This window comes from uncultured Campylobacter sp., assembly GCF_938017705.1.
Lineage (GTDB): Bacteria > Campylobacterota > Campylobacteria > Campylobacterales > Campylobacteraceae > Campylobacter_B.
Genome location: NZ_CALIIS010000128.1, coordinates 13,375 through 28,326 on the forward strand (window position 1 = coordinate 13,375; position 14,952 = coordinate 28,326).

General features: G+C 50.5%; 13 protein-coding genes. 4 read left to right on the top strand and 9 right to left on the bottom strand.

Going from position 1 to position 14,952, the window contains the following annotated elements:
* Positions 1-2 precede the first annotated feature (2 nt).
* Together Q0605_RS06320 and Q0605_RS06325 are read left to right on the top strand one after the other, a co-directional pair.
* Positions 3-596: a hypothetical protein gene (locus tag Q0605_RS06320; protein WP_298705206.1), complete on the top strand. Its 594-nt coding sequence runs from the start codon at positions 3-5 to the stop codon at positions 594-596.
* A complete protein-coding gene (locus Q0605_RS06325) occupies positions 593-1,390 on the top strand; it encodes a TPM domain-containing protein (protein ID WP_298705208.1) in 798 nt (265 codons plus the stop codon). Before Q0605_RS06320 ends, Q0605_RS06325 begins: the two co-directional genes overlap by 4 nt.
* Before the next feature lie 65 nt (positions 1,391-1,455).
* On the opposite strand, the gene Q0605_RS06330 is transcribed toward Q0605_RS06325, so the two are convergent.
* The 9 genes from Q0605_RS06330 to Q0605_RS06370 form a co-directional block, all read right to left on the bottom strand.
* Positions 1,456-1,653, bottom strand: a complete 198-nt coding sequence (locus Q0605_RS06330; protein ID WP_298705210.1) for a hypothetical protein — start codon at positions 1,651-1,653, stop codon at positions 1,456-1,458.
* Between the two features lie 243 nt (positions 1,654-1,896).
* Positions 1,897-2,211: a hypothetical protein gene (locus Q0605_RS06335; RefSeq protein WP_298705212.1), complete on the bottom strand. Its 315-nt coding sequence runs from the start codon at positions 2,209-2,211 to the stop codon at positions 1,897-1,899.
* Positions 2,212-2,597: 386 nt separating this feature from the next.
* Positions 2,598-3,494 carry a radical SAM protein gene (locus Q0605_RS06340; protein WP_298705214.1) on the bottom strand — a complete coding sequence of 299 codons (897 nt, stop codon included), beginning with the start codon at positions 3,492-3,494 and terminating at the stop codon, positions 2,598-2,600.
* Between the two features lie 537 nt (positions 3,495-4,031).
* The gene (gene hemE, locus Q0605_RS06345) at positions 4,032-5,078 is read right to left on the bottom strand and encodes a uroporphyrinogen decarboxylase (RefSeq protein ID WP_298705216.1); all 1,047 of its coding nucleotides are present in this window, start codon (positions 5,076-5,078) and stop codon (positions 4,032-4,034) included.
* A gap of 2 nt (positions 5,079-5,080) precedes the next feature.
* Complete coding sequence (locus Q0605_RS06350; RefSeq protein ID WP_298705218.1) at positions 5,081-5,572, bottom strand: YqhA family protein; 492 nt, start codon at positions 5,570-5,572, stop codon at positions 5,081-5,083.
* Between the two features lie 305 nt (positions 5,573-5,877).
* Positions 5,878-6,909 (bottom strand): aspartate-semialdehyde dehydrogenase, encoded by a 1,032-nt coding sequence (locus Q0605_RS06355; RefSeq protein WP_298027558.1) that lies wholly within the window; start codon positions 6,907-6,909, stop codon positions 5,878-5,880.
* On the bottom strand, positions 6,902-9,625 hold the full coding sequence (gyrA, locus tag Q0605_RS06360; RefSeq protein WP_298705221.1) for a DNA gyrase subunit A: 2,724 nt from the start codon (positions 9,623-9,625) through the stop codon (positions 6,902-6,904). Before gyrA ends, Q0605_RS06355 begins: the two co-directional genes overlap by 8 nt.
* Positions 9,626-9,663: 38 nt before the next feature.
* Positions 9,664-10,281 carry a ComF family protein gene (locus Q0605_RS06365; RefSeq protein WP_298705223.1) on the bottom strand — a complete coding sequence of 206 codons (618 nt, stop codon included), beginning with the start codon at positions 10,279-10,281 and terminating at the stop codon, positions 9,664-9,666.
* Positions 10,282-10,830 carry a YajG family lipoprotein gene (locus Q0605_RS06370; protein WP_297949356.1) on the bottom strand — a complete coding sequence of 183 codons (549 nt, stop codon included), beginning with the start codon at positions 10,828-10,830 and terminating at the stop codon, positions 10,282-10,284.
* 92 nt (positions 10,831-10,922) lie between these two features.
* On the opposite strand from Q0605_RS06370, the gene Q0605_RS06375 reads away from it, so the two are divergent.
* Both Q0605_RS06375 and Q0605_RS06380 read left to right on the top strand, forming a co-directional pair.
* Positions 10,923-13,004: a DNA polymerase III subunit gamma/tau gene (locus Q0605_RS06375; RefSeq protein WP_298705225.1), complete on the top strand. Its 2,082-nt coding sequence runs from the start codon at positions 10,923-10,925 to the stop codon at positions 13,002-13,004.
* A 794-nt stretch (positions 13,005-13,798) separates the two neighbouring features.
* Positions 13,799-14,728 carry a ribose-phosphate pyrophosphokinase gene (locus tag Q0605_RS06380; RefSeq protein ID WP_005873085.1) on the top strand — a complete coding sequence of 310 codons (930 nt, stop codon included), beginning with the start codon at positions 13,799-13,801 and terminating at the stop codon, positions 14,726-14,728.
* The last annotated feature ends 224 nt before the right edge of the window (positions 14,729-14,952 follow it).

Below are 14,952 nucleotides of genomic sequence, written 5' to 3' on the forward strand. Positions count from 1 at the left end.
AAATGCTAAACGAGCAGTGTAAGCAAAGAATCCATGAGCTAATCACGAAAGCCGAAGCCGCAAGCGGTGCGCAGATCGTCTGCGTGGTCGCGCGCGAAGCAAGCGAGGACTGCGAAGCTAGCTATAGCGCGGCGGCAGTGACGGCGTTTGCGATCGGCATCGTTCTGTGCTTCGTGCCACAAATAAGCAAAGCTGAGCTACTGCAAATCGTAGCGCTCAGCTTCATAGCGATTAAAGCTCTGCTAGCTAAATGTCCCACGCTTTTAACTCTAATCACGCTTAAATCTCGCAGACTTCGGCTCTCGGGCGAGTTTGCGATGCAAAAATTTTACGAGCGCTACGGCAGCGTAAAAGAAGCGATAATGTTTTGTGTCTGCGTCCGCGAGCGCTGCGCTCATATCATCTGCGGCGCGCAAGCGGCGGAGTTTATCTCTAAGGGTGAGTTTGAACGTATCACGACAGAATTTAACCCCAGCACGCAAGGTCTTGAGCCTGCTGTTTTAAAGGCGATGGACGCACTGTGCGAGCTAGCCATGCGAGTGCCTAAAGATAGCGAAAATAACGAGATAGAAGAGACCTTGGTGGAACTGCGATGAGAGTGGCTTGGAGATTTGCTTTTGCCCTAATGGCACTATTTGTAATAAGCGTCGCCGCACCTAGCGAGTATCTAGCCCATCCAAACGGTACCGCCGTAATTGATGAGGCTGGCATTTTACGCCCAGCCGCGAGAGAGAGTCTGAATGAAATTTTAACGACTTTCGATAAAAATTCCACAAACCAGATCATGCTCGTAAGCCTAAAATCGCTCGGTGGCTACTCTATCGAGGAAATCGGCGTAGAGCAGGCGCGCGCTCTTGGTATCGGGCAAAAAGGGCGCGACAACGGCATACTGCTGCTTGTTGCTCCGCACGAGCATAAAGTGCGTATCGAGGTCGGATACGGGCTAGAGGGCGTGCTAACCGATATGCGCGCCAAGCGCATCATCAGCAATAAAATTCTGCCCTATTTTAGGCAGGGGGATTATGAAAGTGGCGTCATTAGTGGGATTTCGGCGATCATCGGCACGATCGAAGGCGGCGATATAAAATTTGATCCGCTTAACGCCAACGCGCAGCAGGATCCGAGCAACAAGGACTTTGCGATCTTTATGGTGTTTTTTGCGGTTTTGCTTTTTGCGTTACTAAGCCGCCGCGTGACGCGCCACAGTAGAAGCGATGAGGATATAATCTCAAGTGCAGACATCATAAACGAAATCGCGCGCTCATCGCGCATGAGAAGCAGCCCATCTGGGGATTTTGGTGGATTTAAAGGAAGTGGCGGTTTTAGCGGAGGCGGTTTCAGTGGGGGCGGCGGAAGCTTCGGCGGAGGCGGTGCTAGCGGAAGCTGGTAGCCACAGAAATTTTATCAAAATTCCAAATCGTAGAATTTTATCTAAATTTTAAAATTTTAGAATTTCTAAATTCGGCTACTTGCGTAGAAAAACAGCACGAGCGGCTTGTCGTTGCCCTCAATCTTTAGTGTGCGCTCGGAGGGGTCGAACTTGGAGGCGAGCGAGGCGCCGTCGCTGCTTAGATGGTGCTTCCATCCGTCGCAGCCTGCGAGCAGTAGCGCGAACACGGCGGCAGCAACTTTTAAATTTGAAAATTTAATCATTTAAAATCCGTCCTTAAATCTGCTTTTAAATCTGCTAAATTCGTTTTAAGTTTGCGTTTGAAATTTTAAAATTTGCGGTGCAATGCCTGTCAGAATTTATGTCTCGATACGCTCCGAGGCGTATGTCGTAATAATCCATGCTTGGGTTCATGCCGTGACCCTTGACGAGATTTATGTCGTAATCCGCACTAGAATTTATATCGTGGCATATATTTAAATTTAAGTCTCGATCTGCGTTAAAGTTTATACTTTGGCATGTGCTGCAGCAATATGCTTAAGGCGTATGTTGCGATCCGTGTCGTAATCCGCGCTAAAGTCTATATAGCGACCTGCCTCACAATTCGTACTCATAGCGTTTTGGTTTTTAAAATTTAGGTTTTTAAAATTTTTACCCACTTCGCTCGGCGTCGCATCGGCGCTTGATCTTTCGAGGCAAGCAGCTTCGGCGGAACGTGCGCAGCAAAGAGCCGCGCCTGCTCGCGTGAGCTTTGTGCGAACCCAAAAAGAGCGCGCGTAGGCGGTGAAATTTTTAAATTTTAACGCAGCTTTATTTCTCATCATACTGGTTAAATTTCACGCACCGGAATTCTGCGCGCCCGAATTTTTGGTATCGGAATTTTTGCCGTTAGAATTTTCGGCATTCTAATCTTCGCTGCCAGAGCTTTGCGAGGCGGGATTTTTAGAATTATATTTTTTGATATCGGAATTTTCTGTAGCCGAAGCATTTGCGCTCGCATTTTTGCCATTAGAATTTTCGTCGATTAATTTATTCTTTGCAGAATTTTAAATCTGGATTACGCGCCCTATTATTTCATCACATCATCGCGGGTTATTTACGTAAAATTTCACCTATTAAAAATTTGGACGCAAAATTCCACCTGCGAAATCTCGATAAAATTTTGCCATTAAATTACGAAATAAAATTCTACCTCGCAATTCTACCACTATTTCTTGGCTATTTTATAGTAGCCATCCTCAAAAACGACCTTGCCAGCACCCGCCAAACGCTTTAAAAGCTGTGCGCTCGCTTCGTCAAACATCGCCTCCACGTCGCTCGTGCGCTGCGGACGGCGCGAGAGAGTGCGCAAAATTTCATCCTCGCTAAAGCTCAGCCGTTCGCTTGCGTATTTGGGCGCGGCGATGATATTTACGTTTTGATTTTCGATGAAAGTGGCCAGATAGCGCAGCTGCGCCTCGCTCACCCCCTGCACGCGGTATGCGGGCGGGCGATCGATCGTGCCGAGATCGACGCGGTGCGGGTTGATGCGAGCTAAAGCCGCATTTAGCGCCTCAAAGTCTTCTTGCGTATCGTTTATCCCGCGCACGACTAGGATTTCGATATCAAGCTCGCCGCGAAACTCACGCGCAAAATCCGCGATCGCGCTTACGATATCCTCGGCGCTAATACCCGCGTGCGGGCCGTCCACCTTGCGAAAGCTTTTTGCAAGCACGCTATCTAGCGAAAATTTGCAGATATCAAGCTTCATCAGCGCCGCGCTATTTTCGCGCACGAGCGAGCCGTTTGACAAAACGAGCAGCTTCTGCGGCAGGTTCAGCGCTTTTAGCGCATCCACTAGCTCTGCAAAGCGCGGATGCAGCGTAGGCTCGCCGTTTGCCGTGATCGTGATGACGTCAATGCCCGCGTGGCTTTGCAGCGTGGTTTTCAGCTCGGCGATGATCGGACCGATCTCACAGGGCTCGCTCATCGCACTTACCGGCTTGCCCGCGCCCAGCTCGCAATAGACGCAGTTGAAGTTGCACTGCTTGCGCTGCGGGCTTAGATCGATGCCAAGGCTACGCCCGAACCTGCGCGAGGTGACGGGCCCGAAAATATATCTCATTTTTGCTCCATGGTTTGATTTGCGGGGTTTGCTTGCGCGCAAAAATTTTGCTTTAAATTTTACTCCGGCGCACTGAAATTCTGCGCCACTTTTACGCAAAATTTTGCTTCCGCGCGCCGCTCCGCTACGGCGAAATTTTAAACTTAGAGCTTTGAATTTATCCTTAAATTTGGCGCGTGCGAGCTATAAATTTAAGACGCGAGCTAAATTTAAACTCGCGAACTCTCGGTATTTTACGGCGCCGTGGACACAGCGCATAGAATTTCAGATCCTCGCTCGGCATAAAATTTCAAACTGCGGCTAAATTTTAAAATTTGAGATACAACCGCGCTAAAACGACGCAGAATTTTAAAATTTAGAGTTTTACGTTCTGCGCGCTGTTTTGGCGGCATGAAAGCGGCGTAAAATTGAAATTTTATTGTAGCGGCAGGATCGCGCGAAAGCAAAGCAAGCGACCCGAGCGAGCGAAATTTTAAATTACGGCTCTATAAAATTTCACAGTGGCGTGCGGCAAGCAGACTTTCGCAAAATAAGGCTTTAGCGCGCGCTTAGCTCGTGCACCAGATCCACTAGATATTTGGCGTTTTGCACGCTTACGTCGGGCAAAATTCCATGCCCTAGATTAAAGATATGCGCCGCACCCTTCATCGCCGTTAAAATCTCGCGCACGCCCGATTCTATCGCGCTGCGATCGTATAGCCGCATCGGCTCCAGGTTGCCCTGAAGCGCAAATTTGCCCCCGAGCTGCTCGCGCGCAAGCTCAATCGGAGTGCTCCAATCCACGCCCCATACGTCAAAGCTCGCCTCGCCGCGCTGCGCTACGATACGGCTCAGTCGCGACATCTGCGCGCCCGTGCCCTTGGCAAAGACGATGAGCGGGATATGCGGGAATTTCGCCTTTAAAAATTCCGTGATTTCTAGGATGTATCGCCAGCCAAACTCCTCGTATGCGCTCGGCTCCAGCGCGCCCGCCCAGCTATCGAAGATCTGCACCGCATCGACGCCCGAGCCGATCTGGCGCGCTAGATAAAGCTTCGTCGCCTCCGTAACGAGGCGCAAAATTTCATGCAAAAGCTGCGGATTTTCGTAGAGCATCCTTTTGCAAACGGCGTAATTTTTGCTGCCGCCGCCCTCGATCATATAGGTAGCGATCGTCCACGGCGCGCCGCAAAAGCCGATGAGCGCTTTATCCGCGGCAAGGCGAGAGCGAGTAAGCGAGATCGTATCATAAACATATCCGAGCTCCGCCGCGGCCTTTTGCGGATCTAGGCGCGCCAAATCGCCCTGAGAACGGATCGGATCACTAAATTTCGGCCCCTCGCCCGCTTCGAAGCGCAGATCCATCCCCATCTGCATCGGCACGACCAAGATATCGCTAAAAAGTATCGCCGCATCGACGCCCAAAATCTCCACGGGCTGGATCGTTACCTCGCTAGCAGCGCGGTAGTCGCGGCACAGGCTCAAAAAATCGCCCGCCCTCTCGCGCACCGCCATATATTGCGGCAGGTAGCGCCCCGCCTGGCGCATCATCCAAATGGGCGTGTATGGGGTCTCTTTGCCGAAGCATGCGTCGATGAAAACCATTTTTATCCTTTAAATTTACTCCAAATATACAAAGCCAAACAAACCGCAAAGATAGCCCCTGCAAGCAAAAGCATATCCAAAGGGATAGTAAAATCGGTGTGCAAAATTCGCTTGAAAAAATCCACTACCAGCACCATTATGATGACGCTGCCGAGTTTGTGCTTCAGCTCATCCAGCGAGGCGATCTTTAAAACTTGTAAATTTAGATCCACAAACTCGTCAATAAACAGCTCATAAATTCCAAATACGAAGATTAGCAGCACGATGGCGACCAGATACAGATCGATCGCCGTTATTATTTCGCTTAAAATGCCAATATAAAGCGCTCGCTCGCTCTGCGGCGCTAGAAAACAATCCACGATTTTATAAAGCGCCGAGCCGATTTCGTAGCTTGCCATCACAAATATCGCCGCGCCTGCCGCGATGCAAAAAAGCACTGGCAGGAGGGTTAAAAATTTGCTGCAAAGTAAAAATTTTTCAAATATAGCTTTCATTTCTTCCTTAAATTTTAATTCGGGATTAGCCGCTCCGCAAACGAACGTATAAATTTAAAAGCCGCTCCATGCCAAAGTGTCCGTTTAAATTTACGCTCGTTTGCAATCGCGTAAATTTACCCCATTTAGTCGCATCCGTTTGAGTCTTTAAAATTTTGCGCCAGGTTAAAGGCGCAAAATTTCAGCTTGCGGCGTTAAATTTTAATTAGGCTGATTTGCAAATTTTATTCGCCAGACCTCGGCGCCGAAATCACGCACGCGACCGTATTCGCGCGCAAAGACTCGACAGCCTTGCTAAATTTATCCTACTTGTCTTGCTGCATATCGATCCAACGAAGCGCGATGCGCACGGCGTTTGTCGCCGCTCCGACACGGATCTGATCGGCGCTGCACCAAAGATGCAGAATTTTATCGTCGAAATTGTCCCTGCGGAGCCTGCCGACGTAGGTCTCATTTGTGTCGCTCGAAAGCAGCGGCATCGGGTACTCGTTTTTGCTCGGATCGTCTGCAAGCACGATGCTAGGCGCATTTCTTAAAATTTCGCGCACGCGGCTAATCTCGAAATCCTTTTTAAATTTTATCGTGATCGCCTCGCTGTGGCTGCGCAGCACCGGCACGCGCACGCAGGTAGCCGAAACGGCGAAGTTTTTATGCAAAATTTTCTGCGTTTCGTTCACCATCTTCATCTCTTCTTTGGTGTAGTCGTTGTCCAAAAAGACGTCGATGTGCGGGATGACATTCATCGCGATCTGATGCGGGAAAACCTTCGGCTCGCACTCATCAAGCTTAAAAGCGAAAAACTGCTGCAGCTGCTCTACAAGCTCGCTCATACCCTCTTTACCTGCACCGCTCGTCGCCTGGTAGGTGCTTACGTCCACGCGCTCGATATCAAACGCGTCATCAAGCGGCTTAAGAATTTGAACCATCTGGATGGTAGAGCAGTTCGGATTAGCGATGATGCCTGTCTCTTCCCATAGCTTTATATCCTGAGGATTACACTCGGGCACTACGAGCGGGACATTTTCTTGCATACGAAAGTGGCTAGTGTTGTCTATCACCACCGCGCCGCTTGCCGCAGCAAATGGCACATAGTGCGCCGAAATGGAGCCGCCCGCGCTAAAAAACGCGATGTCGATCTCATTTTCGTCGAAAGTGCTGTCCGTGAGCTCCCTCACGACGTATTCTTTGCCGCGAAATTCCACCTTCTCGCCCGCGCTCTTTGCGCTCGCAAGCGGCAGTATGTCCTTTACGGGGAAGTTCATCTCGTCTAAGACGCGCAAAATCTCCTCGCCTACGGCGCCGGTAGCGCCTACGATGGCGATATTGTAACTACTCATCCTCTCCTCCTTTTAAAATTTCATCGCTAGGGCCGTCGCTCTGCGAATCTTTGCTATCTAAATTTGAATTTAATAAATTTTCATCCTGCGCAAGCTCGTCCGCTTCGCCCTCGTGGCCCTCCTCGGCTTTCGGGCAGGTCGCGATACTCACTACGTCGTCGCCCTCGACATTTACGACGATGACGCCGCTGGTGTTGCGACCCGCTTTGCGGATGCTTTGCATATCTACGCGGATCATCTTGCCGCTGGTGGTTAGCGCCATAAGATCCATCTCCTCATCGACCATCACGACGCCGATGAGCTCGCCCGTACGGTTGGTGAGCTTCATGCAGATGACGCCCTTGCCGCCGCGGTTTGTGAGGCGATACTCGCTCGCGGTCGTGCGCTTGCCGATACCCTTTTGGCTCACGCTTAAAATTTCTTGCATATCGCTTAAAATAAACGCGGCGCCGATGACCTCGTCGCCTTTTTCTTTAAATTTAATCCCCTTTACGCCGCGAGCGATACGCCCCATCTGGCGAATTTTATTTAGATTAAATTTAAGGCACATTCCCTTTTTAGTAGCGATGAATAGCATATTTTCGTTGGCACTTTGCGGCTCGCCCTCTTGTGCGTCCGAAATTTCATTCTCGCTTCCCTCCAAAATATCCTGCTCGGTCTGCTCTAGAATTTCCTCGGCCTCGCCGTCGTCCAGATCGTCGCCGCTTAGAGCGCCTCCTTTGTAATTTTGCATCTCCTCGGCGCTGTTTGGAGCGATGAGCGCAGTCACCAGCGTATCGTCCTCATCTAGGCTGATAGCGCGGATGCCGAGCGAGCGGATGTTTTTAAACTCGCTTAAATTTGTGCGTTTTACGATGCCGTTGCGAGTGAAAAATACGAGCGACTTGCTCGGATCAAAATCGGTCGTAGGGATGATCGCCATGATCTTTTCGTCCGCGCCGAGCTGGATTAAATTTACTACCGCCTTGCCCTTTGCGGTGCGCGAGCCCTCCGGGATTTTATAGACTTTAAGCCAGTAAAGCTGCCCGCGGTCGGTGATAAACATAAGCGTGTCGTGGGTGTTGGACGTAAAAAAGCTCTCGATGAAGTCATCGTCGTACGTCGTAACAGCCACGCGCCCCTTGCCGCCGCGCTTTTGCTTCTCGTAAGTCTTACTAGGCACGCGCTTGATGTAGCCGCGGTGAGTGATCGTAACGACCATATTTTCATTCGCGATGAGATCTTCGATGTCGATATCCTCGTAGTCATCGACGATTTCGGTGATGCGCGGGCATTTAAATTTATCTTTGATCTCCAAAAGCTCATCTTTGATGATGCCTTCGATTAGCTCCTCGCTCTTTAGGATCGCGTCAAGCCGCTTTATCTCGGCTAAAATTTCTTTTAGCTCTTCCTCGATCTTTTCACGCTCAAGTCCAGTGAGGCGGCTTAGCCTCATATCTAAAATCGCGCCCGATTGCGCCTCGCTGAGACCAAATCTGCTCATTAAATTTTCGCGCGCGACGTTGGTATCGGCGGAGTTTCTAATCACATCGATCACTTCGTCGATATTATCTAGCGCGATCTTTAAGCCCTCCAAGATGTGCGCTCTGGCGCGCGCTTTTTGAAGCTCAAAAATCGTGCGGCGGATAATGACGGTTTTTCTGTGGTTCAAAAACAGTTTCAAAAGCTCTATCAGTGTGAAAATCTTCGGCTCTTTGCCGTCGATTGCGAGCATTATCACGCCGAAGGTCGCCTCCATCGTGGTTTGCTTAAATAGATTATTTAGCACGATCTCGCTCATCGCGTCGCGTTTAAGCTCGATTACTACGCGAATTCCGTCGCGATCGCTCTCGTCGCGCACCTCGGAGATGCCTTCGATCTGCTTTTCTTTTACGAGATCTGCGATCTGCTCGATCAGGCGCGCCTTATTGGTTTGATACGGCAGCTCGTCGATTACGATGACATCTTTACTAGCCTTTTTTTCGATATGAGTTTTAGCGCGAATTTTAACGCGCCCTCTGCCCGTTTTATACGCCTCGATGATCCCCTTTTTGCCATAGATGATGCCGCCGGTCGGAAAATCGGGACCCTTGATCTCGCCCATGATCTCTTCTAGGCTTGCGTTTTTATTCTCAAGCAGTATCAAAAGACCGCCCACGAGCTCATCTAAGCTGTGCGGCGGGATATTCGTCGCCATTCCTACGGCGATTCCGCTTGAACCGTTAAGCAGCAAATTCGGCACGCGCGCAGGCAGGACGTCGGGTTCGTTCAGGCTCTCGTCATAGTTCGGCACGAAATCGACTGTCTCTTTATCCAGGTCTTTTAAAAGCTCCTCGGCTAGCGGCGTCATACGCGCTTCGGTGTACCTCATCGCCGCCGCTCCGTCGCCGTCGATCGATCCGAAGTTACCTTGACCGTCGACGGAAGGGATTCTCATCGAAAAGCTCTGCGCCATTCGCACGAGCGCATCGTAAACGGCGGTATCGCCGTGCGGATGGTATTTACCGATGACGTCGCCTACGATACGAGCAGATTTTTTATATGGCTGGCGAGAGCTCACGCCAAGATCGTTCATAGCATATAAAATTCGCCTATGCACCGGCTTTAGGCCGTCTCTAGCGTCCGGTAGCGCACGACCGATGATAACGCTCATCGAGTAATCAAGATAACTCGTCTTGATCGATTCCTCGACGTCTATATCGATAATCTCCTGATTTTCAAACATATTTGATTGCATAAATATCCTTTTAAATTTTAAAGCGCGATTATAGCGAATTATTCTTTTGCATTAGCTAAAACCAAGCCGCACACGGGCATAAAGCCACCATCGATCAAGCTCTCGCGCGCTTGCAGCATGCTAAGGCCCGAGGTGATGATGTCGTCTACTAGGATCACGGGAAATTGCGGCGGGGTTAAAATTTTAAAATTTCGCTTGTGTTTTAGGCGAAATTCCAAACTCTGCCTCGTGTATTTGACGCGGTTTTGCGCACGCAGGCAGTGAAATTTTGGCTCAATTAGCTTGCTTTTTAGCGCGCGAGCTAGGATCGCCGTGTGCGAATAGCCACTGCGTACGTCATCATCCAGCGGCACGGCGTTAAATTTAAAAATTCCGTCCGTTTTAAACGTTTCGTAATTTTGCGGATTTACTGAAATTTCGCGCCGCAGATGAAGCGGGAATTTTGCTAGGCTTAAAGAGGCTATGCGCGCAAGCACTGCAGCGCCGTATTCGTGATGTTTAGAAAGTATAAGCTCTCGAATTTCGGAGTAGCCGTAGTAGTAAAACACGCTAAAGCCCTCCACCTGCCGCATACTTAGGCGGCATTCGGCTAAATTTGCGGCGCAGGCGGCGCAGATCGTGCGCAGGCTAAACGCGCCGCAATTTACGCAGCGCATCTAAAGCGTCAAGATGATTTGATCGGCGGATTTTTTGACGATGTCGCCAAGCAAGCTTTGCACAAAAGGATTAAGCGATCTAGCCGTGCGAAGCGCGGTAAATTGGCTCTGATCCTGCGAAACGCGCTTGGTCGTAGTTTTGTTGCCCTGCACGATAGAGATCGCGATCTCGCCTCTTGCGCTCATATTTTCTTTCGAGTAGCCGTTGATCGCTGCCGAGATGCTTCTAATATTTACGGTTACGATATTCGGGCTTGCAGGATCGATCCTTACGCCGCGAGCCTCAAGCTCCGCGCGCAAAGCCTTATCGAACCAGGCCGAGAGATTGTTTTTTAAAAGCACTTCATCGACGAGTTTGCCGTCGTTGTCGTTTATAACGGCGATTACCATCTGATTTTCACGCTGATCGTTGATCGCGTTGATATTTACCGACTTGCCGCTTACGGTCTGATCGGCCTTAGAAAGATACGGATTTAGGCTGATGACGCTGCTGGTTTGCGAGCAGGCGACGAAAAATAGCGCAAATACGCCGATTAAAAATTTTTTCATTTCGATCCTTTTTCTGAAATTCGGGCGCATTGTAGCACTAAATTTAAAATTTATAGATTTTTTTGTATCATTGTAAGATCAAAGGAGAAATTTTGCAAGCACTCGCTTTAAAATACAGACCCAAAAGCTTCGAGCAGCTCATCGGTCAAGACGCCGTCGCCAAAAGCCTCGCGCACGCGCTGGATTCCGGCAGGCTGAGCCACGCATATCTTTTCAGCGGACTTCGCGGCAGCGGCAAAACCTCGACGGCTAGGATTTTTGCCAAAGCGCTTTTATGTGATAAAGGCCCTACCGGCAAGCCGTGCGAGATCTGCGATAACTGCGTAATGGCAAACGAGGGACGCCACATCGACATCATCGAGATGGACGCCGCCAGCCATCGCAAGATCGACGATATCCGCGAGCTTATCGAGCAGACGAAGTATCATCCCGCAAGCGCGCGCTTTAAAATTTTCATCATCGACGAGGTGCATATGCTCACCAAAGAGGCCTCCAACGCGCTTTTAAAGACGCTTGAAGAGCCGCCTGCTTACGTAAAATTTATCCTTGCGACTACCGATCCGCTCAAGCTTCCAGTCACCGTGCTATCGCGCACGCAGCACTTTCGCTTTAAACCGATCGCTAAAAGCGCCGTCGTAGCGCACCTAGAGCAGATTTTAAAAACCGAAAACATCGCTTACGAAGAGGGCGCGCTTGAAATTTTGGCGCGCAGCGGCTCGGGCTCGCTACGAGATACGCTCACGCTCCTCGATCAGGCGATCATCTTTAGCTGCGAAGGCATCACGCAGCGCGCGATCGCCGATATGCTAGGCCTGCTCGATCCCGCTAAAATCGGAGAAATTTTAGACATCGTGCTGCGCCAGGACCGCGCGGGCGCGATCGAGATCATCAAAGAGGTCGAAAACTACAACGCCGAGACGATAATCGACGAGATGATCGCAAATTTAAAGGATAAATTTCTGCGCCGCGACGCGAAATTTAGCCTGCTGATGTACGAGCGGTTTTTCCGCATTTTAGCGGGCGCTAAGAGCATGCTCGCCATCAGCCCGGACAATACCTATGCGATTTCTATGATGATTTTTATGATGATGGAAGCAGTAAATCTGCGCGAGATCGACGAGCTCATAGAGGTCGGAAGATCCCTGGATCAAAGCGAGGGCTATGCTTCTGCTTCGGCGCCAAATTTAAGCGCGCAAGGCTTCGCGCCGAATTTTAGATCGAATTCCAATCAAAGCGCGTCATTTGCGCCAAATAACGAACCGGGCGGCGCGGCTTTTGCACTAAGCGACCAGGGTAGCGCGACAAGCGACGTGCCTAGCTTTACGGCAGGCGCAAAACACCCCGCAAGCTCGGCACAAAACTCCGGTGCGGCAAAACAAAGCCCTGACGCAGGCGGCGAGATCAAACCGGGCGCGGCGGCACAGGCGCAAAATTCTAACTCTTCCATCAAAATGGGCGCTCAAAATGAAATTTACGAGAATTTTTTAGCCAAAATTTACGACCGCGATTATGATCTGGGCGAGAAATTTAGCAAGTGCGTGGAATTTTTAAAGTTCGAGCGCGGCACGCTGTATCTGCTCTCGCGCGCGCAGGGACAGGATAGAGAGTACCTGCGCAAGGGCTCGCGAGCGATAAATAGCGTGCTAAAATCGCTCTTCGGCGAGAGCGCGGCCATTAAGATCGAGCAAGGCGCGCCGCAGAAGCAAAATTTTACGCAAAACGGTGCAGAAAATTCCGCCTCTAGTAACGTAGATAGCACAGCGAATGGCAAAGCAAAAGACGGGGCGGGCAGTGCGACAAAACCGCTTGAAAATTCTAGCGTTACGACAAGCGGCGCGCAAAATTCCGACTCAAGCACGACTCACTCCGCAAACTCCGCGCGGGATAAAATTTCAAACATTAGCGAAAATTCCGAAGAAAATTCCGCACCAAAAGCGGCAAAACCGAAAAAAAATGGCGCTAGCAGCGAGGGCGAAAAACAGCCGCCCAAGGACGATCTGCTAAGATCCACCGATCCGCAAAACTACGCCGCAAAGCCTCGCGATACGAGCAAGAGCGTGCGCGCCGCCAAGGCAGGTCTCGCCGAGCTCGCAAACGGCGCGCAGGACGGCAAGGAAATTTTAATCTCCGAGATGAATAGGCTTTTCGGCGAACCCACAAAAATCACCGAATAGCGCTCGCTGCGGATAAATTTACACTGCGCCGCGCGATTTTAAAATTTAAGCGTGTAAAAACGATATAGAAATTTACGCGGCGAGAGGGCCTGTGCAATTTTAAAATTTAAGCGCGCAAAGACGGTGTCTAAATTTACGCGATAGACCAAAGTCGCGTGATAAATTTTAAAATTTTGCGGCGCGCGGACAGGTTTTAAAAGCCGAGCTTTAAATTTGATCGTCAAAACGAGCTTTAAACTTTCACCAAAACAAAGCAGGCTTTAAATTTAACCGCGCTGAGCGATCTAAAAAATTTATACGCCGCGGCAGTCTAAATTTAGCGCGCTACAAGTATCCGCGCAGTATGTCCCGTGCGAGCTCAAAATCCAAATTTAAACGCACTCTCCGCAGTTCAAAGATAAAATTTTGCGCGTCTGTATCGCAAAGATAAAATCCCGCGCTCATCCGCACCATGCCCTCCGCGATACGACTTTAGCCGTACCGTGCTCCCGCCTGATGCGCTCTCTCAAACTTTCATCAAACTTTGCGATACGGTTTTGCCGGCAATCTGCGCGGCTGCTCGTGCAAAAACGCGAGTGCTGATCGCTCGCGGGCGCCGTAAGTCAAAGCCGAATTTCGCCAGGTAAAACCGCGGCGAACCGAGGCGCCCTGAAATTTTAAAAATTTATCTCGCAAACTGGCTGCGGTTCGCGATGCACGCTTATGAATTTTACGCGAGCGCGGCGGGCGAATTAGCTAAAATTTAGCGCTTTTGGTGTAGAATTCAAGCAAATTTCAATCCAAAGGTCATCAAAATGCGCGGATATAAAATTTTCTCCGGCACCGCAAATCCCGAATTTGCCAAAAAAATCTCCAAATATCTCTCGCTACCGCTTAGCGAATGCGCGATCAAAACCTTCAGCGACGGCGAAATCAGCGTCCAGATCGGCGAGAGCGTGCGCGGTAAGGACGTCTTCGTCATCCAGCCCACATGCGCGCCCGCAAACTCCAATCTGATGGAGCTTTTGATCCTAACAGACGCGCTGAAGCGCTCCAGCGCGAACTCGATCACGGCGGTCGTGCCCTACTTCGGCTACGCTCGCCAAGACCGCAAGGCGGCCCCGCGCGTGCCGATCAGCGCGAAGCTCGTGGCAAATATGATGCAGACGGCAGGCATCGACCGCGTCGTCACGATGGATCTGCACGCGGGGCAGATACAGGGCTTTTTCGACGTGCCTGTCGATAACCTCTACGGCTCGCTGATATTTTTGGATTATCTGAAAGAGAAAAATTTAAAAAATCCGATCATCGCCAGCCCCGACGTTGGCGGCGTCGCGCGCGCCAGAAGCTTCGCTAAAAAGCTCTCGCTCGATCTGGTGATCGTCGATAAGCGCCGCGAGGAGGCGAACAAAAGCGAGGTGATGAACATCATCGGCGACGTCGCGGGCAAGGACGTGATCCTAATCGACGATATGATCGACACCGCGGGCACCATCGTCAAGGCCGCGGGCGCGTTTAAGGAACAGGGCGCGAAGAGCGTCAGCGCGTTTTGCACGCATGCCGTACTAAGCGGCCCGGCATACGAGCGCATCGAAAGCGGCGCGCTGGACGGCCTCGTCGTGACCGACACGATCCCGTTAAAGCAGGAAAGCGACCGCATCAAGGTAATCAGCGTCGCTCCGCTTTTCGGAGAGGTCATCAGGCGCGTATATCACGACGAGAGCGTAAACAGCTTATTCAAATAAAATTTTAAAATTTAAAGCGCGGCGCGGTTTGTTTTAGACAGCCGCGGAAATGCGAACTAGGCGCTTTGTAGTAAGAGGTCGCAGCATAGCCGCAAGCCAAGTGGTTACGCTTGTAGGCTCTGAATTTGCAGCGTTGAGCTAGCTGCGATTTAACTATTGCGAACAGAGATATTTAACTGCGACGCGAAATTTAGCTTCTAGGTGGCAAATTTAACTCTACGCGA